This window comes from Stenotrophomonas sp. YJH_SMC_54, assembly GCF_059368435.1.
Genome location: NZ_JCAFRS010000001.1, coordinates 202,558 through 226,271 on the forward strand (window position 1 = coordinate 202,558; position 23,714 = coordinate 226,271).

Below are 23,714 nucleotides of genomic sequence, written 5' to 3' on the forward strand. Positions count from 1 at the left end.
GCTCTTCGAAGGGCAGGGAAATCAGGGTGTTCGCCGTTCCAGCAGGTTGCTGTGACGGGCGATGAACATGGCTGCCGGGTCGATGCCCTTGGTGCGCAGGATGTGCAGGCGGGTGGCCGCCTCGGTCAGCACGGCCAGGTTGCGGCCGGGCATCACCGGCAGGGTGATCAGCGGTACGTCCAGGTCCAGCACATGGCGGGTGCCCGAATCGCCGGTCAGGCGCTCGTAGCCATGCGGGGTGGGTTCGGTCATCGGCTTGGTCAGGTGGACGATAAGCCGAAGGTACTTGTTCTTCTTTACAGCCGTGTCGCCGAACATCTCGCGCACGTTCAACACGCCCAGGCCGCGCACTTCCAGCAGGTCCTGCAGCAGCTCCGGGCAGGTGCCATCGAGTACATCGGGCGCGATCTGGGTGAATTCGGGGGCATCGTCGGCCACCAGGCGATGGCCACGGCTGAGCAGTTCCAGCGCCAGTTCGCTCTTGCCGGATCCCGCTTCGCCGGTGATCAGCACGCCGATGGAATAGATCTCCATGAACACGCCATGCAGGATCACCCGCGGCGCCAGCGTCCGCGCCAGGTGGTAGGACAGGTGGTTGAGCAGTTCGTGGCCGCGCTTGGGCGACAGCCACAATGGCGTGCCGGATTCGTCCGCGGCAGCGCGCAGGTCTTCCGGGCAGGCCTGGTTGCGGGTCAGCACCAGCGCCAGCGGGTGCGACTGCATGATCTTTTCGATGGTCTCCCAACGCTGGCGCGGTTCCAGCGCATCCAGCCAGGACAGTTCCTCGGTGCCCAGGATCTGCACCTTGTTGGGATAGATGGCATTGAGGTAGCCGGCCAGCGAGGGGCGCCGCGAGACCGTGTTGCCGGCCTCCAGCTCGCGCTTCTCGCCGGACTTGCCGGCAGCCCAGCGCAGTCCCAGCCGCTCGCGCTGCTGTTCGAACAGTTCACGGGCGGTGATGCTGGTATTCATGCGGCACTCGCAGGTGGGGTCATGTCCAGCGCCTCGCGCAGCGCCCGGGCATCGCCCGCCTCGCGTAGGGCCTGGCGGATGTCCGGCGCCGAGAACAGCTCGGCCAGCTCGGACAGCAGCATCAGGTGCTGGTGGGTGTAGTGGGCGGGGACGGCCATCGCGAACACCAGGTCCACCGGCTCCTCGCCACCGAAATCGACCGGGGTGGCCAACCGCAGCAGGGCGCCGCGGGGGCGGTCCAGGGTTGGCGCGCGGCCGTGGGGAATGGCGATGCCGTGGCCGATGGCGGTGCTGCCCAGCGCTTCGCGCTGGCACAGGTTCAGATAGATCTGTTCGGCGTTGGCCTGGCGGCAGGCCAGCAACCCGGCGGCGGCCTGCAGGACGCTGTCACGGTCGGTGGCCGTGCAGAGCTGGGTCTGCACGGCCGCCAGGAGGTCAGTCAGGGGCATGTCTGCGGGGAACGGTGGCGATCAGCCACCATTGTCGCCCACCGGCAGCGGTGCGTGCTGCTGTTTTTTCTCCTTGTGCTTGATCACCAGACGGTCAAGCTTGTCCGCAAGCAGGTCGATCGCGGCATACATGGTCTGGGCATTGGCCTCGGCGTGCAGGGTCTGGCCGGGAATGTTGAGGCTGGCGTCGACGTGGTGTTCGGTCTTCTGCAGCTTGAGGGTCACCCGCGCTTCGCAGTGCTGGTCGAAGTGCTTTCCGATCCGGGCCAGCTTCTCCTCAACATAGGACTGCAGGGCCGGGGTGACTTCGACATCTTTGCCAAACGTTTCGATGCGCATCGGGTTTCTCCTGTGTTCGGATGTGCCAATGAACCTCTCCGCCGGGCGCGGCGGCGCGTCAAGCGATTCTGACCCTTTCGTGCGAGGCGGAAATGTTCATGGCTTCACGATACTTCGCCACGGTGCGTCGCGCTACTGGAATTCCCGACGATTTGAGCAGGTCAGCCAGCTTGGCGTCAGAAAGCGGCTTGCGCGGGTTCTCGTCGTCGATCAGGCGCCGGATCATCGCCTGGATGGCGGTGCTGGACGCCTCGCCACCGCTCTCGGTATCGATGCCCGAGGCGAAGAAGGCGCGCAGCGGCAGGGTGCCTCGCGGGGTACGCACGTGCTTGCGGGCGATCGCGCGCGAGACCGTGGATTCGTGCAGGCCGAGCTCGGCGGCGATCTCGCGCAGGGTCAGTGGACGCAGCGCCTGCTCGCCGAATTCGAGGAAGCCGGCCTGCTGCAGGATCAGGCTGCGCACGACGCGCAGCAGGGTGTCACCACGCTGCTGCAGCCCTTTCAGCAGCCAGCGCGCTTCCTGCAGCTGGGCACGCAGGTAGCCGGCATCGGCGTCGCCACAACGTCGGATCAGCTGTTCGTAGCCGCGGTGGATCACCACCTTCGGCCCGGCATGCGCGGCCAGTGCAGCCCGCCACACGCCGTTCTGCCGCCACACCACCACGTCCGGCACCACATAGGTGTCCTGCGACAGCGGCGCGATCTGCGTGCCCGGGCGCGGGTCCAGCGAGCGCAGCAGCGCCACGGCAGTCTCGACCTCGTCCAGCGGCAGCTTCAACTCATGGGCGAGCCCGGCGACGCCGCTGCGCGGCAAACGTTCCAAGGGTCCTGCGGCAATCTGTCGCGCCAGGAGCAGGCCGGGCGTGTCGCCGGCCAGCACATCCAGCTGCAGCAGCAGGCATTCGCCCAGCGTGCGTGCAGCCACACCCACCGGATCGAAGCGCTGGATGCGATGCAGCACGGCGAGGATCTCGTCCTCGTCGGCGTGGATCGCCGGCAACAGGGTTTCAGCGATGGTGGCCAGCGGCTCGCGCAGGTAACCATCGTCGTCCAGTGCATCGATCAGCGCGGCACCGATGCTGCGATCACGCGAGGACAGATGCGACAGATGCAGCTGCCACAGCAGATGGTCGGCCAGTGTTTCGGTTTCGGCTACGCGCTCGGCAGCGCTGCCGTTGTCGTCGTCATCATCGAAGCTGCCACCGCTGCCGGTCGTCGTCCAGTCCAGTTCGGTCGGCGCCCAGTCGTCGCCCTCATCGCTGCGCTCTGCAGGCGCTTCGTTGTCGTTGCCATCGCTGCCTTCATTGGCGGCGCTGCTGTCGTTGCTGTCGGCCCAGTCCAGCAGTGGGTTGCTTTCCACTGCCTGCGCGATCTCCAGCTCCAGTTCGGTGGCCGACATCTGCAGCAGCTTGATCGCCTGCTGCAACTGGGGCGTGAGCACCAGTTGCTGTCCCAACGATGTCTGCAGCCGAGTCTTCATGCCTGTGCCGAAAGGAAGGAAAGGGACCCGGCGACTGCTTCACAGCTTGAAGGAATCCCCGAGGTAGACGCGACGTACATCGGCGTTGTCCAGGATCGCCTCCGGCGAACCCTGGGCCAGCACGCTGCCCTCGGCGAGGATATACGCGCGGTCGCAGATACCCAAGGTCTCGCGCACGTTGTGGTCGGTGATCAGCACGCCGATGCCACGCTGCTTGAGGTGGGTGACGATGCGCTGGATCTCGCCGACCGAAATCGGGTCGACACCGGCGAACGGTTCGTCGAGCAGGATCAGGCGCGGCTGTGCGGCCAGTGCGCGGGCGATCTCGCAGCGGCGGCGTTCGCCACCGGACAGGCTGGCGCCGAGCTGGTCGGCGACATGGCCCAGCTGCAGTTCGTCGAGCAGGCCGTTCAATTCGCGCTCGCGACCGGCCGAGTCCAGGTCCTCGCGCAGTTCCAGCACCAGGCGGATGTTGTCGGCCACGGTAAGCTTGCGGAACACCGACGGTTCCTGCGGCAGGTAGCCCACCCCCTGCTTGGCGCGGGTGTACATCGGGTCGCCGGTGATGTCCTTGCCGTCGAGCACGATGCTGCCGGCATCGGCGGCCACCAGACCGACGATCATGTAGAAACAGGTGGTCTTGCCGGCACCGTTGGGGCCGAGCAGGCCGACCACTTCACCCGCATCGAGGGTCAGCCCGAAGTCCTTGACCACTTCGCGCTGCTTGTACTTTTTGCGCAGGCCCTTGGCGACGAGCATTACTTCCTGCTCCCGGCCGGCTGTGCCGGCGTGGTGGCCTTGGGCTGTGCCGCAGGCGCGGCCGGGGTCTTGTTCTTCGGCGGGATGACGGTACGCACGCGGCTGCCGTCACCACCGGAGTTCATCTCGCCGGTGCGGGTGTTGTAGACCATGCGCTGGCCGGCATTGGTGCCGCGCGCGCTGGTGACCTTGTAGTTGCCGGTCAGGGTGATGATCTCGGTCTTGATGTCGTAGTCGATGCGATCAGCCAGCGCATCCATCCAGGTGCCGTCATCAAGCTGCTGCTTCATCTTGGCCTGCTTGCCGGTGAACACCACGCGCACGGCCTCGCCGTCCTTGAGGTAGATCTCGGCCTCGGACGAACGCAGGTCCAGCGTGCCCTGGGTGATGATCACGCCCTGCGACAGCACGGTCTTGCCGTCGCCGGTGAGCATGCCGGACTGGGCGCCGGAATCGATGTGCATGTCTTCGTTGCGGTCGGTGGACTTGGCGAAGGCGGCGCTGGGGACAAGAAGACCGAGCGCGAGTACGGCGGCAAAGGGAATCTTCATCGGGGTCCGTTCTACCGGTGGGGGCCTGCCGGGCGGGCCGGGGGCGGAGGGTGGGGCTGCCGGCCCTGCGCCTGTCCGGAGACGTCGCGGGCTGGCGGCGGAATCAGCGTTTGGGCGTGTAACGGCCCTTGGACTGGCTGAGGAAATGATACGTGTTGTTCTTCGAATCCACTTCGAAGCCGACGCCGGACTGTTCCATGCCCGGGCGGGTCATTGTCACCAGGGCGTCGGTACGGGCGCGGTTCTCCTTCGGGAACACGTCCAGGTGGTCGGTGCGGAAGGTGGTCGGCACCACACCCGGGCCCGCCGGGCTGTCGCCGGCAACCTTGCCGCGCAGCTTCATCTCGTCGCCCTTGGCGCTGAGCCAGCCGGTCTCGGCACGCAGCGTCCAGTGCTTGCCATCCTTGTCCGGCATCTCAAACAGCGGGGTGGCGATGTTGATGGTCTGGTCGCCGCGCTGGCGCTCCAGCCGCGGTGCGCGCAGGGTGGTCGATTCCTTGCCGTGCTCATCCAGGGCAACGATCTGGAAGTCATGCAGGATGTAATCCACGCCGATTTCCTGGCCCCCCGTGGCTGGACCCTTGTCGCGGTTGCGCAGCGCCGCCCAGCTGCTCAGCAGCGCGGCCAGCAGCAGGCTGATGCCGAGCGCGGTGCGCCAATTCAAGGTGGGCAGGTTCATGCGCCAAACCTCGCCAGCACCGCATCCGCGCGGCCCTGGGCGGCCAGCAGGATGTCGCACAGCTCGCGCGCGGCGCCACGGCCACCCTCGGCGCGGGTCTGCCAATGCACGCGTTCGGCGATCCACGGATGGGCATTGGCCGGGGCCACCGCAAGGCCGACCGCACCCAGCGGCGCCAGATCGGGCAGGTCATCGCCCATGAACGCCACCTGTTCCAGGCCGATCCCGTGCTGCGCACACAGCGCCTGCACGCTGGCCAGCTTGTCGCCCACGGCGATCTGGGTGTCGATGCCGAGGTCGGCGCCGCGCTTGAGCGCGGACTGGCTGTTGCGCGCGGTGATCAGCACGGGGTGGATACCGTGCTGCTGCAGCAGTTTCAGGCCCAGGCCATCCTGCACGAAGTACGCTTTGCTCTCGTTGCCGTCCTTGTCGTAGTACAGCCGACCGTCGGTGAGGGTGCCGTCCACGTCGAAGCAGGCCAGGCGGATCTGGGCCGCAGCGGCATGCAGGTGGGCGGGGAAGGCGGGCAGGGGGGACCAGGGCATCAGGGCGGCAGGCTCGTTATGGGCGGGTGCGGCGTTACAGACTGAATGGGGTCTACGGACTGTCGGTTAAACCACCCGGGCCCGCAACAGGTCATGAATGTTCAGCGCGCCAACCGCGCGGCCCTGGCCATCAACCACGATCAGGCCGGTGATCTTGTGGGTCTCCATCAGGCGGGCGGCCTCGACCGCCAGCTGGTCGGCGCCGATGGTGCGCGGGTTGCGGGTCATCACGTCGGCGATCTTCGCCGTGCGCACATCCAGCGCGCTGTCCAGCGCACGGCGCAGGTCGCCGTCGGTGAACAGCCCGATCAGCACGCCGTCGGCGTCAACCACGGCGGTCATGCCCAGCCGCTTGCGGCTCATTTCCACCAGCGCCTCGCTGAGGCTGGCGTCGGCGCCCACGCTGGGCAGGTCGTCGCCGGTGTGCATGACGTCGGTGATGTGCAGCAGCAGGCGACGGCCGAGGCTGCCGGCCGGGTGCGAGCGGGCGAAGTCATCGGCGGTGAAGCCACGTGCATCGAGCAGGGCCACGGCCAGTGCATCGCCCATCGCCAGCGAGGCGGTGGTGCTGGAAGTGGGTGCCAGCGCCAGCGGGCAGGCCTCGGCCGGCACGCTCACATCCAGATGGATGTCGGCGGCGGCGGCCAGGCTGGACTGCGGGCGGCCGGTCATGGAGATCAGCAGGTTGCCCTGGCGCTTGAGCACCGGCAGCAGCATCAGCACCTCGTCCGATTCGCCCGAGTAGGACAGGGCCAGCACGACGTCGTCCTCGGTGATCATGCCCAGGTCGCCGTGGCCGGCTTCACCGGGGTGCACGTAGAACGCCGGCGTACCGGTAGAGGCCAGGGTGGCGGCGATCTTGCGCGCGATATGCCCGGACTTGCCCATGCCGGTGGCAACCACCCGACCGCGGCTGGCCAGGATCGCCTGGCAGGCCTGCTGGAAGGCCTCGCCGAGGCGGTCGGCCACGGCATCCAGGGCCTGCCGCTCGATCTCGAACACGCGGCGGCCACTGGCAACCAGGCCGGCAGGGTCGACGGAACGGGGGGGCAACAGGGATTCGGCCATGCGGACGCCACGCAGCGGAAGTAGAATGGACCCACATTTTATTAGGAAAGCCCGTTGGACGCCGACACCATCCGCAATCTGATCGAAACCGGCCTGCCTGGCGCCCGCGCCGACGTGCAGGGCGACGATGGCGTGCATTTCGAAGCGACCGTGGTCTGCGAGGCCTTCGCCGGCAAGATGCCGCTGGCCCGCCACCGCATGGTGTATGCCACCCTGGGTGACCTGATGGGCGGCGCGATCCACGCGCTGGCGCTGAAAACCGTGACCCCGGCCGAAGCCGGCTGAACCGCAGAAGATCCCGAATACATGGCCAAGATCGTTGTGACCGGCGGCGCTGCGCTGCACGGTGAAGTGAGCATCTCCGGCGCCAAGAACGCCGTCCTCCCCATTCTCTGCGCGACCCTGCTGGCCGATGCGCCGGTGGAGATCACCAACGTGCCGCACCTGCACGACGTGGTCACCACGGTGAAGCTGCTCGGCGAGCTGGGCGCCAAGGTCACCATCGACCAGGGCACGCTGTCGCGCGGCAGCGCGATCGTGGTCGACCCGCGTCCGGTCAACCAGCACGTCGCACCGTATGAGCTGGTCAAGACCATGCGCGCCTCGATCCTGGTGCTGGGCCCGCTGCTGGCCCGCTTCGGCGCCGCCGAAGTGTCGCTGCCGGGCGGCTGCGCGATCGGCTCGCGACCGGTCGACCAGCACATCAAGGGCCTGCAGGCGCTGGGCGCCGAGATCGTGGTCGAGAACGGCTTCATCAAGGCCAGCGCCAAGCGCCTGAAGGGGGGGCACTTCACCTTCGACATGGTCAGCGTCACCGGCACCGAGAACGTGCTGATGGGCGCGGTGCTGGCTGAAGGGACCACCGTCCTCGACAACTGCGCGATGGAACCGGAAGTGACCGACCTGGCGCACTGCCTGATCGCGCTGGGCGCGAAGATCGAAGGCCTGGGCACCGCCCGCCTGGTGATCGAGGGCGTCGAGCGCCTGTCCGGTGGCCGCCACGAAGTGCTGCCCGACCGCATCGAGACCGGCACCTTCCTGGTGGCCGCAGCGATGACCGGTGGCAAGGTCACGGTCAACCGTGCGCGCCCGAACACCATGGACGCGGTGCTGTCCAAGCTGGTCGAGGCCGGTGCGAAGATCGAGACCACCGACGACAGCATCACCCTGGACATGCAGGGCAGGCGTCCGAAGGCGGTCAACCTGACCACCGCGCCGTACCCGGCATTCCCGACCGACATGCAGGCGCAGTTCATGGCGCTCAACTGCGTGGCCGATGGCGTGGGCGTGATCAACGAAACGATCTTCGAGAACCGTTTCATGCACGTCAACGAACTGCTGCGCCTGGGCGCGGACATCCAGGTTGAAGGCCACACCGCCATCGTGCGTGGCAGCGAGCACCTGAGCGGCGCACCGGTGATGGCGACCGACCTGCGTGCGTCAGCCTCGCTGATCCTGGCCGGCCTGATGGCCAGCGGCGATACCACCATCGACCGCATCTACCACCTTGATCGTGGCTACGAGAACATCGAAGAGAAGCTGTCTTCGCTCGGCGCCACCATCCGGCGCGTGCCATGATCCTGCGCGGCAAGTTCAGCCCGCGTCGCAAGGCGCTGCTGGCCCTGGTGCTGATCGTGCTGGCGTGGCTGGGCTATGCCTGGTACGCCAACATCGCGATCACCCAGGGCATCGAGCAGAAGGACATGGACTGGAACGGCGACGGCACGGTCACGCGTGACGAGATCATCGAGTCGTTCTATGCGGTCGCGGTGAACGACAGCCAGGACGGCAACCGTCATTGCCGCACCTTTGTCTGGCGCAGCACCGGCGAGCAGATCCGCGTGGACTGCCGCACCGAGTTCAAGCCGGCGGCGGCCGAGGAAAAGAAGTAAGAAAAAACGCCCGCGAAAGCGGGCGTTTTCTTTTCGCGGGGCCCGGGGTCGGGTCCCTTTCCATCGGAAAGGGCTCCGACCCCGGCACTCAGTTCATCGCCTTGATGGTCAGGTCCAGCGCATCGCGGCCGCTCTCACGCTGCAGCATGCGCGCCGGCACCGGGAAGTCCGGCACGATCCAGGCGATCAGCTCCTTGTTGCCATCGTCGCGCGAGACCTTGGTGGCCTCGTAACTCTTGCCGGCCACGGTGATCGATTCCTTGCCGATCACGCGGTAGGTCATGTTCTTGATCCGGCCTTCGTCCACCATGCGATAGGTCAGCGGCTTGCCGGCGGCCAGGTCACGGGCGATCGCCAGGTTGATCAGCAGCGCGTCCATGTCGCCTGCTTTCAGCGCGATGGGGCCCGCACGGTCCGGCTTGATGTCGCCGGTCCAGGTGGCCTGGTTGCTGGTCCAGTTGTAGTTGGCCTGCACGTTGCGCTTCTTCACCAGCAGTGCCGAACGGTCCTGGCTGCTGAGCGGGCGCAGCTGGCCACGCACTTCCTCGAACACCGTGCTCTGGCTGAGGTCGGCCAGCTGGTTCTTCACCTGCAGGCTGTAGCGCCATTTGTTGCTGCCTTCGCTGGCCAGGGTCATGGTGCCGTTTGCCTGCATGCCCATGTAGCTGGCCAGGTAATCCGCCTTGAACGGTTCCAGCGCCATGGCCGGCAGGCTGGCCACGGTCAGGGCAGCGGCTGCGATCCAGGTGAGGGGGCGGGTCAGGGTATTCATGCTCAGACTCCTTGGTATTCGATCAGGCGCAGGTCGACGCGGTCTTCGCCGTCTTCGCGTTGCAGGATGCGCACCGGGGTGGGAACACCGTTGGCGATCCAGAGAATGGTTTCGTTTCTGCCACCGTTGGTCCGGTAGACCCGCAGCGCGTTGTAGGACAGGTCGCCGACCTCGACGTTCTCGGTCTGCGGCGCGGCCTGGTAGTCGTGTTCGCGGACCTTGCCCATGTCCACGTAGCGGTAATGCATGGTGGCGCCCGGACGCGCATCGCGCATGATCGCCAGGTTGATCAGCAGCGCGCTCTGGTCGCCGGCCCGCAGCGGAATCGGCTGCGCGCGCTCCTTCTTGACGTCGCCGGTCCATTGCGCGGTGCCGGCCTGCCAGTTGTAAGTGCCCACGGCCTTCTTGCCCAGGAACAGGCCCTTGCGCACCGTGCTCTGGCTGAGCGGTGCGTAGACGCCACTGCGCTCCTCGAACACCGTGCTCTGCTCGATGTTCAGGCCGAGCACGCTGGCAAAGCCGCGGCGGCCGACCACCTGCATATCCACGCGCCACTGGCTGCCGCCGGTGTGGGTGACCTGCATGCTGGCATCACCCGCTTCCTTGCCCTTGTAGAAGGCCTGGTAGGTGGCGGTGAACGGCTGCAGCGGCGGCGGCTCCCAGGCCAGTGCCGGCAACAGCGGCACACTGGGCTCGTTCGGTGGCAGCGCAGCGGGTGTGGGCGGCGGGGAAGCCGCAGGCGGCTGCGCCTGGCCCCAGCCCACAGCGGGAAGCACGGCAAGCGACAACAGCAGTGAAGTGGACAGCAGCGTCGTGGTCTTCATGGAGGACAGGAACCGCGGGAGGGGGCAGGATGCCAGCCCCGCAGTCAGCGGGGCGTGTGCAAGAGCGTTACCGGTTCAGGTTTCCGGCGGAATCTAGGGCCAAGGGGCTAAACAGGGGGTGACCGTCCAGCCAGGGCTGACCCTCCCGTTCAGCCAGGCGGCCCTCGCACAGCAGCTGCAGTGTGGCGATCAGCAGCGGATGCTCCACCGCAAGCACGCGTGCGGCCAGCGCCTGCGCGTCATCGCCGGGCCGCACCGGCACGCGGGCCTGCGCCAGCACCGCGCCGGCATCCAGTTCGGGGACCACCAGGTGCACGCTGGCGCCATGCTCGGCGTCACCGGCCTGCAGCGCCCGCGCGTGGGTGTCCAGGCCCTTGTGCAGCGGCAGCAGCGACGGGTGGATGTTGACCAGGCGGCCATCGAAACGCTGCACGAAGGCCGGACCAAGGATGCGCATGTAGCCGGCACAGACGATCCAGTCCGGCTGTACCGCGGCAAGCGCATTGCCGAGCGCCTGCTCGTAGCTGGCGCGGTCGCTGAATTCCTTCGGTGCATGCGCCCAGCGCAGGCCGGCATCGACACGCAGCAGGGCCTCTGCGGCGGGGCGGTCGGAGAACACGCCGACCACCTCGGCCGACAGGCGGCCGCTGCCGATCGCGTCGAGGATGGCCTGCAGGTTGCTGCCGCGGCCCGAGGCGAGCACGGCGATGCGGGTTGGGGCGGTCATTGCAGGGAACTCCGGCGGATCAGAGGCCAGGTCAGCAGGCTGCCGACGGTCGCCATCAGCATGTCGGCATGCGCATCCCACATGTCACCCTGCTGGCCGTTGTAGGCTTCGGCGGCATCCGGCGACAGCGCCAGCGCGATGGCCCATTCGAACCATTCGTAGACCAGGCTGGCACACATCACCGTCATCACCGCCAGGGTGAAGGCCTGGCCCAGGCGCAGCGCCGGCCACGCATGACGGGCCAGCTGCAGCAGTGCGGGGGTGAAGCAGACGCCGAACAGGAAGTGGATGAGGCGGTCGAAATGGTTGCGCTGCCAGCCGAAGGCCGCATTCGGCGACCAGCCGGTCAGCATCTGCGCCCAGGCGTCGTAGGGCACGTTGGAATACAGCCAGCGCGCCGCCACGCAGTGCAGGGCGATGAAGCCGCAGATGGCGATGAAGGCGCCGTTGCCCAGCCAGCCGCCGCGGCGGTCAACCCACAGCAGGGCGGCCAGACCGACCACGGTCAGCGTGCTGTGCAGGGCCTGCTCGATGGGCCACAGCGGGTGGATCCAGCTGATCGCGAAGACCGCCAGTACGGCGGCGAAAGCCCACTTCTTCGGGACCGGGAAGCGGCGGGTGGTGGGCGAATCAGACGTCGGGAGGGCAGGCGCGGACATGGGAAATCGATCAGATGAGGACGGGGCGTCTGCCGGCAGGTTCAGGCACTGAGGTGATCACCGCGGTCGAACAGCGCAGCCATTTCCGGCTTGGACAGGAACACCCAGGCATAGGCGGCCAACGCCATGCCCAGTGGTCCAGCCAGCACGCCCAGCCACGCCGCGCGCTGGCACCAGGCCAGCCCGGTGCGATGTGACAGCTGGCGCGCGGTGTGCAGCTGCACGAACCCCAGCACGGCGGCCAGCACGGCGATGGACGCATAGACCGTGGTCAGCATCCAGGCATCCTCCAACCCGCGCGACTGGGCCACCCAGCCGCTGAGGCCGAGGAACGCCACCGCGGCGACCCAGTGGAAACCGGCCAGGGCGTAGAACAGCACTCTCAGTGTCTGCAGATGGCTGGTCAGCTGCAGCTGCGCCAGGGTCTGATGCGGCAGCGGCGGTGGATTGCCGGAGGCGGTCATGCGGTCGCGGCGGGAAGGTCGAAGGCGGCCTTGACCTGCGGGCGCAGCAGGGTGATCAGGCTGAACACCCCCAGCACCGTGCCGACCGGCGTGAACAGGCAAGCCAGGCCAGCCGCGATCAGGCACAGCAGATGGCGACGGCGGCGGGACAGGCAGCGGCCGGCATAGGCCACGAACGCGCCCAGCGTGATGCCACCGAACACGACGACGCAGCCGAGAACGGTGAACACCCAGCCCATCAGGCGCTGTTCCTCCAGCGAGGAGGGCTCGCCGCCGGACTTCATCGGCAGGCTGCCGGTCAACGCGGCGATGCCGATCACGATGTGCAGGATGAAGATCAGCGAGAACAGCACGATCAGGCCACCGACCACGTAGTGTGCGATGGCCAGCATGCGCAGGTGGTCGGCATCCTGCGCGCTGAACGGCGGTACCGTCGCCAGCGGCGGCGGCACGGGGGCGGGCGACAAAGGGGGCGTTGCGTCCATGCGGGGCTCCTGGGTTGCCGGCGTCAGCCGATGTGGACGCGTTCGGCGCCTTCGGCGGTGACCACCTGGCCGATGGTCCAGTGCTCCAGGCCCTGCGCCTTGACTGCATCGGAAACGGCAGCCACCTGGTCCGCTGCGACGATCAGCACGAAGCCGATGCCGCAGTTGAAGGTGCGCCACATCTCGCTGTCGGCCACCGCGCCTTCCTTCTGCAGCCACCGGAACACCGGCGGCAGGGCCCATGACGACGCCTGGATGTCCAGGCCGAGGCCGTCGGGCACTACGCGGATGATGTTCTCGGTCAGGCCGCCGCCGGTGATGTGGGCCATGCCATGGATGGCCTCGCCGTGCGACTTCAGCAGCGACAGGATCGGCTTCACATAGAGGCGGGTCGGTGCCATCAGCGCATCGACCAGCTTCACGCCGCCTTCCAGCTCCAGATCGGCCGGGCGACCGGCGCGGTCGTAGATGCGGCGCACCAGCGAGTAGCCGTTGGAGTGCGGGCCGGAGGAGGCGATGCCGATCAGCACGTCGCCGGCGGCCACGCTGGCGCCGTCCTTCAGCTCGCTCTTCTCCACCGCGGCGACCGTGAAGCCGGCCAGGTCGTATTCGCCGGGGGCGTACATGTCGGGCATTTCAGCGGTTTCGCCGCCGATCAGCGCACAGCCGGCCTCGGTGCAGCCGTTGGCGATGCCGCCCACGACCGCTGCGGCGGTGTCGATGTCCAGCTTGCCGGTGGCGAAGTAGTCCAGGAAGAACAGCGGTTCGGCGCCCTGCACCAGCACGTCGTTCACGCACATGGCGACCAGGTCGATGCCGATCGTATCGTGGCGGTTCAGCTGGTGGGCCAGCTTCAGCTTGGTGCCCACGCCGTCGGTACCCGACACCAGCACCGGCTCGCGGTACTTGTTGGACAGGTCGAACAGGGCACCGAAGCCACCCAGGCCGCCCATCACTTCCGGGCGGAAGCTGCGCTTGACCAGGGGCTTGATCCGCTCGACCAGCGCATTGCCGGCGTCGATGTCGACCCCCGCGTCACGATAGGTGAGGGGGGAGGGGGCGGAAGACGGGGTGTTGGTCACGGGCGTCGGCGCTGGCAGGGGTTGAACGGGCGATTTTAACAGGCCGCATTGGCGCAAAGGCCGTATTCGGGCAACAATTCCCCCGGATACGTCGAGCCAATGGATGTCCTGATGCGCCGCAGCCTGATTCTGACCCTGCTCCTTGCGCTGAGCCTGCCGGTGGCCACGATGGCCCAGAGCGGCCTTCGCACCGAGGGTGATGTCGCCACCGCCAGTGGCGCGTACGAGGCCGAAGTGCCCGTCAACAGCCAAGCCGAGGCCGATCGCAACGGCGCCCTGGCCCGCGCCCTGAGCGTGGTACTGGGCAAGCTGTCCGGCGACCGCAGCGTGATGTCCCGCCCCGGCGTGGTGCAGGCGCTGCGCAACGCCAAGGACTACGTGGCCAGCTACGACTACAAGCAGGACCAGAGCGTGGGCGCCAGTGGCGCCCCCAGCTTCCGTACCCTGCTGGTGGCCCGCTTCCGCGAGGATGATGTCGACTCGCTGGTGTCGGCGCTGGGCCTGCCGCTGTGGCCGCAGCCGCGACCGAAGCCGGTGCTGTGGCTGGCTGTCGACGATGGCAGTGGCCCGCGCCTGGTCAGCGTGCAGCAGGCCAACGCCGCCCGGCCGTTGCTGAACCGCGCCATCGAGCGGGGCTACAAGCTGGGTCTGCCCAGTGGTGGCGCCGCCGAACAGGCGCTGGCGGGTGCGATCTGGCGCCAGGACAGTGCCGCCGTGGCCCGTGCCTCCTCGCGCTACTCGCCGCCGATGCAGCTGATCGGCAAGTTGTACCGCGCCAATGGCGGCTGGCAGGCGGACTGGGTGTTCGTCGACAACGGCCGTGAACTGAACAAGTGGACCAGCAAGGACGCCAACGCCATGCGCGCGATGGCGGCCGGTGCCGACGGCGCCGCCGATGCGCTGGTCAAACGCTATGCCAAGGCCGGCGCCGCCGTCGGTCAGGCCGGGACCTACCGTGTGGTGGTCACCGGCATCAACAGCGCCGACGACTACCTGCGTCTGGCCGCCGGCCTGCGCGAGGTGCCGGTGGTGCGCAATGTCACCCCCCTGCATGCCTCGGCTGGCCAGCTGGAGCTGAACCTGGAGATGACCACCGGCCTGGCCGGCTTCAACCGCATGCTGGGCGACAACGGCGTGCTGGTGCCGAGCGCTCCGCTGCCGGCCCTGCCCGCTCCGATCGACGACACCACCGGTACCCCGGTGGCCGCCCCGGTCAGCAACGAGTACCGCCTGCGATGACTCTGACCCCGGAAGCGGAAATCGCGCAGTTCCTGCGCCGCCTGAAATACATCCTGTTCGCCGGCCTGATCGGCTGGGTGGTGTGGCTGCTGGCGCCGATCCTGACCCCGTTCGTGCTGGCGCTGGCGCTGGCCTGGCTGGGTGACCCGCTGGTGGACCGCATCGAGGCCACCGGCCGCTCGCGCATGACCGGCGTAGTGCTGGTGTTTGCGGCGATGGTGCTGGTGATCGTGGCGCTGCTGCTGGTGCTGGTACCGATGATCGAGCGCCAGATCACCACCCTGATCGCGGTTGCCCCGCAGGCACAGGCGTGGCTGATGGAGAAGGGGATTCCCTGGTTCGAGCAGAAGACCGGCCTGGAAGTGATGCAGTGGCTGGACCCGGACCGCCTGATCGAATGGGTGCGCAGCCACTGGCAGCAGGCCGGCGGCTTCGCCACCACGTTCATGGGCTACGTCTCGCGCTCCGGCTTCGCGATGGTGACCTGGGTGGTCAACATCCTGTTGCTGCCGATCCTGGCGTTCTACTTCCTGCGTGATTGGGACAAGCTGGTTGAGCGCGTGGCGTCGGTGATTCCGCGCAACCACATTGGCACCATCAGCGCGTTGGCGCGTGAGTCCAACGAGGTGCTGGGTGCGTTCATCCGCGGCCAGTTCCTGGTGATGCTGGCACTGGGCGTGATCTATGCCGGCGGCCTGTCGCTGGTCGGCCTCAAGCTGGGCCTGCTGATCGGCCTGATTGCCGGTCTGATCAGTTTCATCCCGTACCTGGGCGCGACCACCGGCGTGCTGATGGCGGTGATCGCCGCGCTGGTGCAGGCACAGGGCTTCGACCTGAAGCTGCTGATCCTGGTCGGCGTGGTGTTCACCGTGGGCCAGCTGCTGGAGAGCTACGTACTGACCCCACGCATCGTCGGCGACAAGATCGGCCTGCACCCGGTGGCGGTGATCTTCGCGGTGATGGCCGGCGGCCAGCTGTTCGGCTTCCTCGGCATGCTGCTGGCGCTGCCGGTGGCGGCGGTGACCAACGTGCTGCTGCGCTACGCGCACCAGCGTTACCGCCAGAGCGAGCTGTACGTGGGCGAGAAGCCGGCAATCGTGCTTGACGGCGTGGTCGATGCGCCCCATATCATCGTTCCGAACGAAAAAGGCCCCGACCTGAAGTGATGGGTGTGCCGCAACTGCCGCTGGCCCTGCATTACCCGCGGGACCAGCGCCTGGAGACCTTCATCGGCGCGCCGGATGGCGCGCTGGCGCAGCTGCGCGCGATCGCGGTGGGTGCCAGCCACGATTGGGTCTACCTGGAAGGTGCGGCGGGCACGGGCAAGACCCACCAGGCGCTGGCGATGTGTTCCAGCGCCGAGCAGGCAGGGCGCCTGCCGACCTATGTGCCGCTGGCCAGTGCGGCCGGCCGCGTGCGTGCGGCGCTGGATGGGCTGGAAGCGCGCGAGCTGGTGGCGCTGGACGGCCTGGACGAGGTTGCCGGCAACCGCGACGACGAGATCGCGCTGTTCGATTTCCACAACCGCGCGCGCGCTGCAGGCGTGACCGTGCTGTACACGGCGCAGAAGGCGCCGGAAGTGCTGGGCCTGGTGCTGCCGGATCTGCGTTCACGGCTGGGCCAGTGCGTGCGCGTGCTGCTGCAGCCGCTGGATGAGGAGGGGCGGGCAGCGGTGCTGCGCGAGCGCGCGCTGCGGCGTGGGCTGGCGATCGACGAGGCATCCATCGAGTGGCTGCTGTCGCACACCGGGCGCGAGCTGGGTGGGTTGATCACGCTGCTGGACTGGCTGGACCGCGAGTCGCTGGCGGCGAAGCGGCGGATCACCGTGCCGTTCCTGCGCCAGGTGCTGGAAGAAGGCCGGCCCCGCTACTGAGGGTGGGTTTGTTTGCAGGGCTGCGCCCTGCACCCGCAGAAGCAACGTCAACGTCAAAAGCTGGCTATCCGTGGGGATGGCGGGGTGGATCCGGTTGCGGGGGACGCTGCAAGTACGTCCATGTAAGCTCGGTCGCCGCATCCATGCGGCTCACGCCCCCGCAACCGGATCCACCCCGCCTTCGACAGTTGGCCGCGATCTGCCGGGACTGCGTACTGCACTGCTGACTGCTGACTGCTGTTGTTGGGTGTCGACCTTGGTCGTCACCAGAGCAAGCGCAGCGAAGCGACCCGCTTTTGCTTTTCTTTTTTCTTTTCCGTGGCTGGACGCCCACGGAAACTGTCAGAGGCCGGGCGGGGTGGGTTCGCGGGGGTGTCCGCGGCATGGATGCCGCGGCCAAGCCCCCAGGGACGGGTCCACGGCGTCCCCCGCGAACCCACACCGCCCGGCCAAGCACAGCTGTTGATTTGAGCGACCAGCCACGAGGGGCTCAGCCGTTCGCCGCCAACTCAGCATCCAGCGCACGAAGCCGATCCACGGTGCCGACATCGGTCCAGCGCCCCCGATGGTGCTGTCCCGTCATCAACCCCTGCGCCATGAAATGCTTCTGCAGCGGCACCACCGAGAACTTCGGCGGCAGCCGCTCGCTGCCCGGCGCCTCGCCGATCACCGTGCGCCAGTCGGCCACGATCGAAGGACGGTACACGCCGATGCCGGCATAGGTCAGGCACGGTCCTTCGCGATCGTGGTGCAGCACCCCCTGCGTATCGAGGCGGTAGTCACCGTCCGCGTGCTGAACCGGATTGTCGACCAGCACCAGGTGCGCCTGGCCCCGCGGCTCGCGCGGCAGCGTGGCGAAATCGAAATCGGTCCAGATGTCGCCGTTCACCACCAGGAACGGGGCATCGCCCAGCACCGGCAGGGCGTTGAGGATGCCACCGCCGGTCTCCAGCGGGGTCGCTCCTTCGTACAGGAAATGCAGGTGCAGGCCCCATTGGCTGCCATCGCCCAGCGTCGCCGGGAACTGTTCGGCCAGCCATGCGGTGTTGACCACCACCTCGCGCACGCCGAGTGCGGCCAGGCGTTCCAGGTGCCAGACGATCAACGGCTTGCCAGCCACTTCCAGCAGCGGCTTGGGCGTGTGCAGGGTCAGCGGGCGCATGCGCTCGCCGAGGCCGGCGGCAAAGACCAGCGCCTTCATCGGGCCACGCGCATCGGTGCACCCAGCTCGGCCAGCGCCGGCTTGATGCGCTCGTCCAGCAGCTGCTGCAGCGGTGCCAGTTCCCGATAGCGCGGCAGTACTTCATCCAGATAGGTGATGAAGCGCGGTGCGTCGTCGAGGTAATGGCCCTTGTTGTCGCGGTAACGCAGCCGGCAGAACAGGCCCAGGATCTTCACGTGGCGCTGGATGCCCATCCAGTCGGCATCGCGCAGGAAGGTGGCGCGGTCGGGCACCGGCAGACCGGCGTCGCGGGCGCGCTCGTGATACTGCGCCAGCCACTCGTCCACACGCTCCAGCGGCCAGCTAAGGAACGCGTCCTTGAACAGGCTCATCGCGTCGTAGGCGATCGGGCCGCGCACCAGGTCCTGGAAATCCAGCACTGCGGGACCATTTTCGACCGGCATCAGATTGCGCGGCATGTAATCGCGGTGGGTCATCAGCTGGGCCTGGCCCAGCGCGTTGTCCATCAAGCGGCGGTGTACCAGCTGCAGCCCTTCGATCTCGCCGCAGTCCAGCTCCAGGTTCAGGTGGCGCTGCAGGAACCATTCATCGAACAGGCCGGCATCGCGCTGCAGCAGCGCCTCGCCGAACTGGCCGAAGTCGGCCGGCACCGGGATCGCCTGCAGGCGCAGCAGCTGTTCGATCGAACGACCGAACCATTCATCGGCATTGCGCTCGTCGAGGATCCTGGCCAGGGTCGGGCCGCCGAGATCTTCCAGCAGCAGGAAGCCGGCATCCAGATCCTGCGCCAGCAGCGCGGGCACGCGCAGGCCGTTGTCGTGCAGCAGGCCGCGCATGCGCAGCCACGGCCGCGGATCTTCCAGTCCCGGCGGTGCATCCATCACGATGTGGCTGCCACCGGTGCTGGTGGTACGCCAGTAGCTGCGCATGCCGGCATCGACCGAGGCGCGTTCGACCACCGCGCTGGCATCATCGAGCTGGGTACGGGCCCACTGCAGGCGCTGCGCGCTGCGCTGGGGATCGGAGGCGGGTTCGGTCATGCAGGCATATCCGGGCGCGCCGGGCGCGCCAACGTCGGGAACAGGAAGGGAAGGAGGGACGGGGTCAGCGACGGCCGCTGAACAGGCGCAGCACGGCCAGCACGGCCACCGCACCCACTACCGCACCGAGGAAACCGGCCGGCTCACCGGGGGCGTACCAGCCCATGTACTGGCCGAACCAGCCGGCCACCAGGGCGCCAAGGATGCCCAGCACGATGGTCAGCAGGCAGCCCATGCGGTTGTTGCCGGGCATGAAGAAACGCCCGAGCAGGCCGACGAAGAAGCCGACCAGGATGATGTAGAGCCAGCTGCTGCTGCCGAACAGACCATTCATGCGCGCGATTTCCGCCAAGGGTGGACGCAGCCTAGCAAGGCCAGGCTGCGTCCGTCACGGGTGCCGGATCAGCAGCAGCCGTGGTCGCCGTGGCGGGTGCCGCTGTCGGCAGCCACCGGCGAACCGCTGGTCTCGCCGCGCAGGCTGGCCGCGTAGTGCTCGCTGATCACCTTGGACACGCAGGCGGTGACCTTCTTGCCCATCGGGATGTGCAGGAACTCGTTCGGGCCGTGCGCATTGGAGTGCGGGCCGAGCACACCGGTGATCATGAACTGCGCGCCCGGGAACTTCTCGCCCAGCATGCCCATGAACGGGATCGAGCCGCCTTCGCCCATGTACATCGCCGGCTTGCCGAAGAAGGCCTGGCTGGCGTCGTCGATGGCCTGGGTCAGCCACGGCGCCATGGCCGGGGCGTTCCAGCCGGTGGAGGCCTTTTCCAGGTCCAGGGTGACCTGCGCGCCGTTCGGCGGGTCGCGCAGCAGCGCTTCCTTCAGCAGCTCGCCGCAGGTCTTGCCATCGGCCGTCGGCGGCAGGCGCAGCGACAGCTTCACCGAGGTCTGTGGGCGCAGCACGTTGCCGGCCGATTCCAGCGGCGGCATGCCACCGACGCCGGTGACCGACAGCGCCGGGCGCCAGGTGCGGTTGAGCACCAGCTCGGTGAGGTCCTCGTTCATCGGGCGCAGGCCGTCGACCATCGGGAACTTCTCGAAGATCTCGGTATCCACCACTTCGGCGGCGCGCTTGGCCTGTTCCAGGCGTTCGGCCGGGATCTCGACGTTCATGCCGTCGATCAGGATGCGGCCGGTCTCCTGGTCCTCGATGCGCGAAAGGATCTGGCGCAGCAGGCGGAAGCTGGACGGGATCACGCCGGAGGCATCGCCGGAATGCACGCCTTCGTTGAGCACCTTCACGGTGAAATTGCCGCCGGTCAGGCCGCGCAGCGAGGTGGTGCACCACAACTGGTCGTAGTTGGCGCAGCCCGAATCCAGGCAGACCACCAGCGACGGCTTGCCGATGCGGTCGGCGAGGTGGTCGACATAGGCTGGCAGGTCGTAGCTGCCCGACTCTTCACAGGCTTCGATCAGCACCACGCAGCGGGCGTGCGGCAGGCCTTGGGCCTGCAACGCCAGCACGGCGGCCAGCGAGCCGAAGATGGCGTAGCCGTCATCGGCGCCGCCGCGGCCATACAGCTTGTCGCCGCGCAGGACCGGGGTCCACGGGCCGAGGTCGTCGTCCCAGCCGGTCATTTCCGGCTGCTTGTCCAGGTGGCCGTAGAGCAGGATGGTGTCGTCGCCGGTCTCGGCGCCGGTGGCCGGAATTTCCAGGAAGATCAGCGGGGTACGGCCTTCCAGGCGCACCACTTCAACCTTCAGGCCGGGCAGCTGCTGGGCCCTGGCCCAGTTCTCCATCAGCGTGACCGCCTGTTCCATGTAGCCGTTCTGCACCCAATTGGCGTCGAACATCGGCGACTTGTTGGGAATGCGGATGTAGTCGACCAACTGCGGGACGATCTCGCTGTCCCACTTGTCATTGACGAATTGGCCGAGCTTGGCGCTGTCCATCTGAAACTCCGGTTGCATGGGCTGATCCGGCCATTCTACGCCTGTGCCACGGGTAGGGTTTTTCCTACATCACGTCGGGTATTTGGCTGGCTTACGGAAATCCGGGAAACCGATAGGCTGTGTGCATGTGGTGACGGACACTGTTCCTACCGACGGGATTGCCGGTCGGGGCGGCCAGAATCACAAGGAGATACACGTTGTGCCTTGGTTTGTCGTGTTGAGGGCACTGGTGCTGGTCATGGGGATCGCTGGGGCGCATGCCGCCGAACCGATCGACATCAACCGCGCCGATGCCCAGGCGCTGCAGCAGGGATTGACGATGGTCGGAGCCGCCAAGGCCGAGGCGATCGTCGAGCACCGGCGCAGACACGGCCCGTTTCATCGCGTCGAGGACCTGACGCAGGTGAAGGGGATAGGGAAAGCAATCGTCGAGCGGAATCGACAGCGGATCACCGTAGGCAACAGGTTGTTGCCGGCGGATCCGGTACCCGGATCGGTACCGGTGCGAACCGTACCGAGGCGCTGATAGCAGGAATCGTCGGAACCGGCAGGAAGCTGGTTCAGCGGTCACGGACAGGACGGCCGTGACCACCGACCGCCGCAGGACGCGGCACCAATCACCAGGATGGTGGCATCACAGACCTGTGGAAGGGGCTGAGATACAAACAGGACAGACGCGGCCGCGTGCAGGATGCAACGCTACCCCCACAGCGCAGGATGCGAGGGGGCGGCAGCAGGCCGACAAGGACGTAACGATTGCCCGGTACGACACATGGCTGTGTCGCCGGGCAGTTTCATTTCCGGCGCCTGGTTTTGCCGCGGCCACCACGGGCCGATGGTGTACGGTGGCCGCACCGCATGGAAAGGACCCCCGCTGGATGCTCCCGCTCCGCCCCACCACCCTGATGCTCGCCCTTGCACTGGCCCTGCCGCTGCTGGCCCATGCCGCTGCGCCGACAGCGGCTGGCAAGCCCACGGCTGCCGCAGCCAGCAGCGCTGAAGTGCGCGGGCCGACCGACCTCAAGCCGGGCGAATACCTCTGGCATCCGGAAATCTCGCCGACCGGTCCGATCGTGCTAGTGGTCAGCCTCGATGAGCAGCGCGCCTACGTCTACCGCAACGGCATTGCCATCGGCCTGACCACGATCAGCTCGGGCAAGGCCGGGCACGAGACGCCAACCGGCGTGTTTACCATCCTGCAGAAGGACAAGGACCACAGGTCCAACCTCTACAACAGCGCGCCGATGCCGTACATGCAGCGGCTGACCTGGGACGGCATCGCCCTGCATGGCGGCAGCCTGCCCGGGCATCCCGCCTCGCACGGCTGCGTGCGCCTGCCGCAGGCCTTCGCGCAGAAGCTGTTCAGCGAAACCCAGCGCGGCGATACCGTGGTCGTGGCCGATGCCAAGAGCTCACCGATGACCCTGGCCTATCCGTCGGTGCTGGCGCCGGTGAACGCGCGTGGCCAGGCGCTGCCGGAGGCCGAGGGCGGAGCCCCGGCACAGGCTTGGTGGGACGACAGCGCGGCGCCGGCCGGGCAGGTCGGCATCCTGGTCAGCCTGCACGACCAGCGCCTGTACGTGCTGCGCGATGGCGTGATGATCGGCGAGTCGCCGCTGAAGGCTGACGCCCTGCCGGCGTTCCAGGGCACCACGCTGTTCGTGATGGGGCAGGGTTACAGCGACACCCCCAGCCCGCTGGACGTGAACCAGCGTCTGCACCAGTGGACGGCCTACCCGTTGCTGGGCCAGGACCGTGCCCAGGCCACGCCGGACCTGCTGGCCACGCCCTCGCTGCCGATGGCGCTGCCGGCCGATTTCGCCCGCCAGCTGTACCAGGTGCTGGTGCCGGGCACGACCCTGCTGGTGACCTCGCTGCCGGCGGTCCGCCCAAGCCCGGCTGAATCCGGAATGCAGCCGGTCTTGGAATCCGAGCCGCCAGGGTCCACCCTCAAGAGCAACTGAGTGCCCTCGTTGTGCCCATGACTGCATCCCGCCTGTGCCGGCTGGCCGCGTTCGGCCTGCTGGCGACCTCGGCCAGCGCCCCGGCGCTGGCACAGACGCCCGCCCTTGCCACCAGCGCCGATGATCTGGCTGCCCTGCTGTCGCGCAGTGCGCCCAAGGCCGACCGCCACGTGTTGCAGTTGGCGGCGCACGCCATGCGCTGTGCGCTGCAGCGGCCGGAACTGGGCATCAATGGTGATCGCCTCAGCGTGATCGACTATTCGCGCCCGTCCACCGAGCCGCGCCTGTGGGTGTTCGACCTGGCCCACCAGCGCCTGCTGTTCGAGGAGTGGGTGGCGCATGGCCGCAACAGTGGCGAGAACCGCACCGAGCACTTCTCCAACCGCGATGGCAGTTTCATGTCCAGCCTCGGCGCGTTCACCGCGCAGGAGACCTACATGGGGGGCAATGGATATTCGCTGCGCCTGGCCGGGCTGGAACCGGGCTTCAACGACCGCGCGCGTGACCGAGCCATCGTCATCCATGGTGCGCCATACGTGAATCCGGCTGCCGCGCAGCTGCAGGGGCGGCTGGGCCGCAGCCTGGGTTGCCCGGCGGTGCGCCTGTCGGTGGCCAGGCCGCTGATCGATGCGTTGCGTGGCGGCACGATGGTGTTCGCTTACTACCCCGACCAGGATTGGCTGAAGCACTCGCAGCTGCTGGCCGGCGGGTGCGGTGGCCAGGGCACGCTCGCCACGCGGTGATGCACGACGGCGCGCGGCATGATGCAATG

General features: G+C 67.7%; 29 protein-coding genes. 9 read left to right on the forward strand and 20 right to left on the reverse strand.

Going from position 1 to position 23,714, the window contains the following annotated elements; translation table 11 throughout:
* Window positions 1–21: 21 nt before the first annotated feature.
* The 9 genes from hprK to AC5P5S_RS01110 all read right to left on the reverse strand — a co-directional run bounded on the left by hprK (window position 22) and on the right by AC5P5S_RS01110 (window position 6,842).
* Window positions 22–972 carry an HPr(Ser) kinase/phosphatase gene (hprK, locus tag AC5P5S_RS01070; protein ID WP_005408388.1) on the reverse strand — a complete coding sequence of 317 codons (951 nt, stop codon included), beginning with the start codon at window positions 970–972 and terminating at the stop codon, window positions 22–24.
* Window positions 969–1,421 (reverse strand): PTS sugar transporter subunit IIA, encoded by a 453-nt coding sequence (locus tag AC5P5S_RS01075; RefSeq protein ID WP_005408389.1) that lies wholly within the window; start codon window positions 1,419–1,421, stop codon window positions 969–971. The genes hprK and AC5P5S_RS01075 overlap by 4 nt, the downstream gene beginning before the upstream one ends.
* A gap of 21 nt (window positions 1,422–1,442) precedes the next feature.
* The gene (gene hpf, locus AC5P5S_RS01080) at window positions 1,443–1,760 is read right to left on the reverse strand and encodes a ribosome hibernation-promoting factor, HPF/YfiA family (protein WP_004147311.1); all 318 of its coding nucleotides are present in this window, start codon (window positions 1,758–1,760) and stop codon (window positions 1,443–1,445) included.
* 58 nt (window positions 1,761–1,818) lie between these two features.
* Window positions 1,819–3,240 carry an RNA polymerase factor sigma-54 gene (locus AC5P5S_RS01085; protein WP_012479344.1) on the reverse strand — a complete coding sequence of 474 codons (1,422 nt, stop codon included), beginning with the start codon at window positions 3,238–3,240 and terminating at the stop codon, window positions 1,819–1,821.
* Window positions 3,241–3,279: 39 nt separating this feature from the next.
* Window positions 3,280–3,999: an LPS export ABC transporter ATP-binding protein gene (lptB, locus tag AC5P5S_RS01090; RefSeq protein WP_005408391.1), complete on the reverse strand. Its 720-nt coding sequence runs from the start codon at window positions 3,997–3,999 to the stop codon at window positions 3,280–3,282.
* The gene (gene lptA / locus AC5P5S_RS01095; protein WP_005408392.1) at window positions 3,999–4,550 is read right to left on the reverse strand and encodes a lipopolysaccharide transport periplasmic protein LptA; all 552 of its coding nucleotides are present in this window, start codon (window positions 4,548–4,550) and stop codon (window positions 3,999–4,001) included. Before lptA ends, lptB begins: the two co-directional genes overlap by 1 nt.
* A 103-nt stretch (window positions 4,551–4,653) precedes the next feature.
* Window positions 4,654–5,229, reverse strand: a complete 576-nt coding sequence (lptC, locus tag AC5P5S_RS01100) for an LPS export ABC transporter periplasmic protein LptC (protein WP_062606630.1) — start codon at window positions 5,227–5,229, stop codon at window positions 4,654–4,656.
* Window positions 5,226–5,774 (reverse strand): KdsC family phosphatase, encoded by a 549-nt coding sequence (locus tag AC5P5S_RS01105; RefSeq protein ID WP_005408394.1) that lies wholly within the window; start codon window positions 5,772–5,774, stop codon window positions 5,226–5,228. The genes lptC and AC5P5S_RS01105 overlap by 4 nt, the downstream gene beginning before the upstream one ends.
* A 66-nt stretch (window positions 5,775–5,840) precedes the next feature.
* The gene (locus AC5P5S_RS01110; protein WP_012479347.1) at window positions 5,841–6,842 is read right to left on the reverse strand and encodes a KpsF/GutQ family sugar-phosphate isomerase; all 1,002 of its coding nucleotides are present in this window, start codon (window positions 6,840–6,842) and stop codon (window positions 5,841–5,843) included.
* Window positions 6,843–6,896: 54 nt separating this feature from the next.
* Here AC5P5S_RS01110 and AC5P5S_RS01115 point away from each other — a divergent pair, with 54 nt between their 5' ends.
* From AC5P5S_RS01115 to AC5P5S_RS01125, 3 genes are read left to right on the forward strand one after another with little or no spacing between them, the layout of a single operon-like run.
* The gene (locus tag AC5P5S_RS01115; RefSeq protein ID WP_005408396.1) at window positions 6,897–7,127 is read left to right on the forward strand and encodes a BolA family protein; all 231 of its coding nucleotides are present in this window, start codon (window positions 6,897–6,899) and stop codon (window positions 7,125–7,127) included.
* Window positions 7,128–7,148: 21 nt separating this feature from the next.
* Window positions 7,149–8,420, forward strand: a complete 1,272-nt coding sequence (gene murA / locus AC5P5S_RS01120; protein ID WP_005412503.1) for a UDP-N-acetylglucosamine 1-carboxyvinyltransferase — start codon at window positions 7,149–7,151, stop codon at window positions 8,418–8,420.
* Window positions 8,417–8,734 carry a hypothetical protein gene (locus AC5P5S_RS01125; RefSeq protein ID WP_005408398.1) on the forward strand — a complete coding sequence of 106 codons (318 nt, stop codon included), beginning with the start codon at window positions 8,417–8,419 and terminating at the stop codon, window positions 8,732–8,734. Before murA ends, AC5P5S_RS01125 begins: the two co-directional genes overlap by 4 nt.
* A gap of 88 nt (window positions 8,735–8,822) precedes the next feature.
* On the opposite strand, the gene AC5P5S_RS01130 is transcribed toward AC5P5S_RS01125, so the two are convergent.
* The 7 genes from AC5P5S_RS01130 to purM form a co-directional block, all read right to left on the reverse strand.
* Complete coding sequence (locus tag AC5P5S_RS01130) at window positions 8,823–9,506, reverse strand: DUF3108 domain-containing protein (RefSeq protein ID WP_062606633.1); 684 nt, start codon at window positions 9,504–9,506, stop codon at window positions 8,823–8,825.
* A 2-nt stretch (window positions 9,507–9,508) separates the two neighbouring features.
* Window positions 9,509–10,330 carry a DUF3108 domain-containing protein gene (locus AC5P5S_RS01135; protein ID WP_005412504.1) on the reverse strand — a complete coding sequence of 274 codons (822 nt, stop codon included), beginning with the start codon at window positions 10,328–10,330 and terminating at the stop codon, window positions 9,509–9,511.
* A gap of 67 nt (window positions 10,331–10,397) precedes the next feature.
* Window positions 10,398–11,057: a phosphoribosylglycinamide formyltransferase gene (purN, locus tag AC5P5S_RS01140; protein ID WP_062606635.1), complete on the reverse strand. Its 660-nt coding sequence runs from the start codon at window positions 11,055–11,057 to the stop codon at window positions 10,398–10,400.
* Window positions 11,054–11,716 carry a DUF2238 domain-containing protein gene (locus AC5P5S_RS01145; RefSeq protein ID WP_049397533.1) on the reverse strand — a complete coding sequence of 221 codons (663 nt, stop codon included), beginning with the start codon at window positions 11,714–11,716 and terminating at the stop codon, window positions 11,054–11,056. The genes purN and AC5P5S_RS01145 overlap by 4 nt, the downstream gene beginning before the upstream one ends.
* A gap of 41 nt (window positions 11,717–11,757) precedes the next feature.
* The gene (locus AC5P5S_RS01150; protein WP_005412507.1) at window positions 11,758–12,180 is read right to left on the reverse strand and encodes a hypothetical protein; all 423 of its coding nucleotides are present in this window, start codon (window positions 12,178–12,180) and stop codon (window positions 11,758–11,760) included.
* Window positions 12,177–12,665, reverse strand: coding sequence for a hypothetical protein (locus AC5P5S_RS01155; RefSeq protein ID WP_005408404.1), 489 nt, complete (start codon window positions 12,663–12,665; stop codon window positions 12,177–12,179). Before AC5P5S_RS01155 ends, AC5P5S_RS01150 begins: the two co-directional genes overlap by 4 nt.
* 23 nt (window positions 12,666–12,688) lie before the next feature.
* Window positions 12,689–13,747 (reverse strand): phosphoribosylformylglycinamidine cyclo-ligase, encoded by a 1,059-nt coding sequence (gene purM / locus AC5P5S_RS01160; protein WP_033835549.1) that lies wholly within the window; start codon window positions 13,745–13,747, stop codon window positions 12,689–12,691.
* Between the two features lie 99 nt (window positions 13,748–13,846).
* On the opposite strand from purM, the gene AC5P5S_RS01165 reads away from it, so the two are divergent.
* Genes AC5P5S_RS01165 through hda form a run of 3 tightly spaced genes read left to right on the forward strand, consistent with a single transcriptional unit; the run spans window position 13,847 to window position 16,859 of the window.
* Complete coding sequence (locus AC5P5S_RS01165; protein ID WP_049403272.1) at window positions 13,847–14,986, forward strand: DUF2066 domain-containing protein; 1,140 nt, start codon at window positions 13,847–13,849, stop codon at window positions 14,984–14,986.
* Window positions 14,983–16,152 (forward strand): AI-2E family transporter, encoded by a 1,170-nt coding sequence (locus AC5P5S_RS01170; RefSeq protein WP_005408407.1) that lies wholly within the window; start codon window positions 14,983–14,985, stop codon window positions 16,150–16,152. Before AC5P5S_RS01165 ends, AC5P5S_RS01170 begins: the two co-directional genes overlap by 4 nt.
* Complete coding sequence (hda, locus tag AC5P5S_RS01175) at window positions 16,152–16,859, forward strand: DnaA regulatory inactivator Hda (protein WP_062606637.1); 708 nt, start codon at window positions 16,152–16,154, stop codon at window positions 16,857–16,859. The genes AC5P5S_RS01170 and hda overlap by 1 nt, the downstream gene beginning before the upstream one ends.
* A 490-nt stretch (window positions 16,860–17,349) precedes the next feature.
* Here hda and murU read toward each other — a convergent pair whose 3' ends face one another.
* The 4 genes from murU to AC5P5S_RS01195 all read right to left on the reverse strand — a co-directional run bounded on the left by murU (window position 17,350) and on the right by AC5P5S_RS01195 (window position 20,978).
* Window positions 17,350–18,060, reverse strand: a complete 711-nt coding sequence (murU, locus tag AC5P5S_RS01180) for an N-acetylmuramate alpha-1-phosphate uridylyltransferase MurU (protein ID WP_005408409.1) — start codon at window positions 18,058–18,060, stop codon at window positions 17,350–17,352.
* Window positions 18,057–19,082: an aminoglycoside phosphotransferase family protein gene (locus tag AC5P5S_RS01185; protein WP_062606639.1), complete on the reverse strand. Its 1,026-nt coding sequence runs from the start codon at window positions 19,080–19,082 to the stop codon at window positions 18,057–18,059. The genes murU and AC5P5S_RS01185 overlap by 4 nt, the downstream gene beginning before the upstream one ends.
* Before the next feature lie 64 nt (window positions 19,083–19,146).
* Window positions 19,147–19,416, reverse strand: coding sequence for a GlsB/YeaQ/YmgE family stress response membrane protein (locus AC5P5S_RS01190; RefSeq protein ID WP_005408411.1), 270 nt, complete (start codon window positions 19,414–19,416; stop codon window positions 19,147–19,149).
* A 68-nt stretch (window positions 19,417–19,484) separates the two neighbouring features.
* Complete coding sequence (locus tag AC5P5S_RS01195) at window positions 19,485–20,978, reverse strand: M20 family metallopeptidase (RefSeq protein WP_005408412.1); 1,494 nt, start codon at window positions 20,976–20,978, stop codon at window positions 19,485–19,487.
* A 199-nt stretch (window positions 20,979–21,177) separates the two neighbouring features.
* On the opposite strand from AC5P5S_RS01195, the gene AC5P5S_RS01200 reads away from it, so the two are divergent.
* The 3 genes from AC5P5S_RS01200 (at window position 21,178) to AC5P5S_RS01210 (ending at window position 23,685) form a co-directional block, all read left to right on the forward strand.
* Window positions 21,178–21,504: a ComEA family DNA-binding protein gene (locus AC5P5S_RS01200; protein ID WP_024958219.1), complete on the forward strand. Its 327-nt coding sequence runs from the start codon at window positions 21,178–21,180 to the stop codon at window positions 21,502–21,504.
* A gap of 352 nt (window positions 21,505–21,856) precedes the next feature.
* Complete coding sequence (locus tag AC5P5S_RS01205; RefSeq protein WP_231336770.1) at window positions 21,857–22,942, forward strand: L,D-transpeptidase; 1,086 nt, start codon at window positions 21,857–21,859, stop codon at window positions 22,940–22,942.
* A gap of 17 nt (window positions 22,943–22,959) precedes the next feature.
* Entirely contained in the window at window positions 22,960–23,685 is a 726-nt protein-coding gene (locus AC5P5S_RS01210) for a murein L,D-transpeptidase catalytic domain family protein (RefSeq protein ID WP_005408415.1), read from the forward strand.
* Window positions 23,686–23,714: the final 29 nt, after the last annotated feature.

Bases quoted from the DNA above. Each gene is read 5' to 3' on its own strand.
- AC5P5S_RS01155 (WP_005408404.1), bottom strand. From the start codon at position 12,665: ATGGACGCAACGCCCCCTTTGTCGCCCGCCCCCGTGCCGCCGCCGCTG.
- AC5P5S_RS01170 (WP_005408407.1), top strand. From the start codon at position 14,983: ATGACTCTGACCCCGGAAGCGGAAATCGCGCAGTTCCTGCGCCGCCTG.
- hpf (WP_004147311.1), bottom strand. From the start codon at position 1,760: ATGCGCATCGAAACGTTTGGCAAAGATGTCGAAGTCACCCCGGCCCTG.
- AC5P5S_RS01165 (WP_049403272.1), top strand. From the start codon at position 13,847: ATGGATGTCCTGATGCGCCGCAGCCTGATTCTGACCCTGCTCCTTGCG.
- AC5P5S_RS01125 (WP_005408398.1), top strand. From the start codon at position 8,417: ATGATCCTGCGCGGCAAGTTCAGCCCGCGTCGCAAGGCGCTGCTGGCC.
- AC5P5S_RS01135 (WP_005412504.1), bottom strand. From the start codon at position 10,330: ATGAAGACCACGACGCTGCTGTCCACTTCACTGCTGTTGTCGCTTGCC.
- lptB (WP_005408391.1), bottom strand. From the start codon at position 3,999: ATGCTCGTCGCCAAGGGCCTGCGCAAAAAGTACAAGCAGCGCGAAGTG.
- lptC (WP_062606630.1), bottom strand. From the start codon at position 5,229: ATGAACCTGCCCACCTTGAATTGGCGCACCGCGCTCGGCATCAGCCTG.
- murU (WP_005408409.1), bottom strand. From the start codon at position 18,060: ATGAAGGCGCTGGTCTTTGCCGCCGGCCTCGGCGAGCGCATGCGCCCG.
- AC5P5S_RS01145 (WP_049397533.1), bottom strand. From the start codon at position 11,716: ATGTCCGCGCCTGCCCTCCCGACGTCTGATTCGCCCACCACCCGCCGC.
- AC5P5S_RS01075 (WP_005408389.1), bottom strand. From the start codon at position 1,421: ATGCCCCTGACTGACCTCCTGGCGGCCGTGCAGACCCAGCTCTGCACG.
- AC5P5S_RS01195 (WP_005408412.1), bottom strand. From the start codon at position 20,978: ATGGACAGCGCCAAGCTCGGCCAATTCGTCAATGACAAGTGGGACAGC.
- AC5P5S_RS01130 (WP_062606633.1), bottom strand. From the start codon at position 9,506: ATGAATACCCTGACCCGCCCCCTCACCTGGATCGCAGCCGCTGCCCTG.
- hprK (WP_005408388.1), bottom strand. From the start codon at position 972: ATGAATACCAGCATCACCGCCCGTGAACTGTTCGAACAGCAGCGCGAG.
- hda (WP_062606637.1), top strand. From the start codon at position 16,152: ATGGGTGTGCCGCAACTGCCGCTGGCCCTGCATTACCCGCGGGACCAG.
- purN (WP_062606635.1), bottom strand. From the start codon at position 11,057: ATGACCGCCCCAACCCGCATCGCCGTGCTCGCCTCGGGCCGCGGCAGC.
- AC5P5S_RS01210 (WP_005408415.1), top strand. From the start codon at position 22,960: ATGACTGCATCCCGCCTGTGCCGGCTGGCCGCGTTCGGCCTGCTGGCG.
- murA (WP_005412503.1), top strand. From the start codon at position 7,149: ATGGCCAAGATCGTTGTGACCGGCGGCGCTGCGCTGCACGGTGAAGTG.
- AC5P5S_RS01085 (WP_012479344.1), bottom strand. From the start codon at position 3,240: ATGAAGACTCGGCTGCAGACATCGTTGGGACAGCAACTGGTGCTCACG.
- AC5P5S_RS01105 (WP_005408394.1), bottom strand. From the start codon at position 5,774: ATGCCCTGGTCCCCCCTGCCCGCCTTCCCCGCCCACCTGCATGCCGCT.
- AC5P5S_RS01190 (WP_005408411.1), bottom strand. From the start codon at position 19,416: ATGAATGGTCTGTTCGGCAGCAGCAGCTGGCTCTACATCATCCTGGTC.
- AC5P5S_RS01185 (WP_062606639.1), bottom strand. From the start codon at position 19,082: ATGACCGAACCCGCCTCCGATCCCCAGCGCAGCGCGCAGCGCCTGCAG.
- lptA (WP_005408392.1), bottom strand. From the start codon at position 4,550: ATGAAGATTCCCTTTGCCGCCGTACTCGCGCTCGGTCTTCTTGTCCCC.
- AC5P5S_RS01205 (WP_231336770.1), top strand. From the start codon at position 21,857: ATGCTCCCGCTCCGCCCCACCACCCTGATGCTCGCCCTTGCACTGGCC.
- AC5P5S_RS01110 (WP_012479347.1), bottom strand. From the start codon at position 6,842: ATGGCCGAATCCCTGTTGCCCCCCCGTTCCGTCGACCCTGCCGGCCTG.
- AC5P5S_RS01150 (WP_005412507.1), bottom strand. From the start codon at position 12,180: ATGACCGCCTCCGGCAATCCACCGCCGCTGCCGCATCAGACCCTGGCG.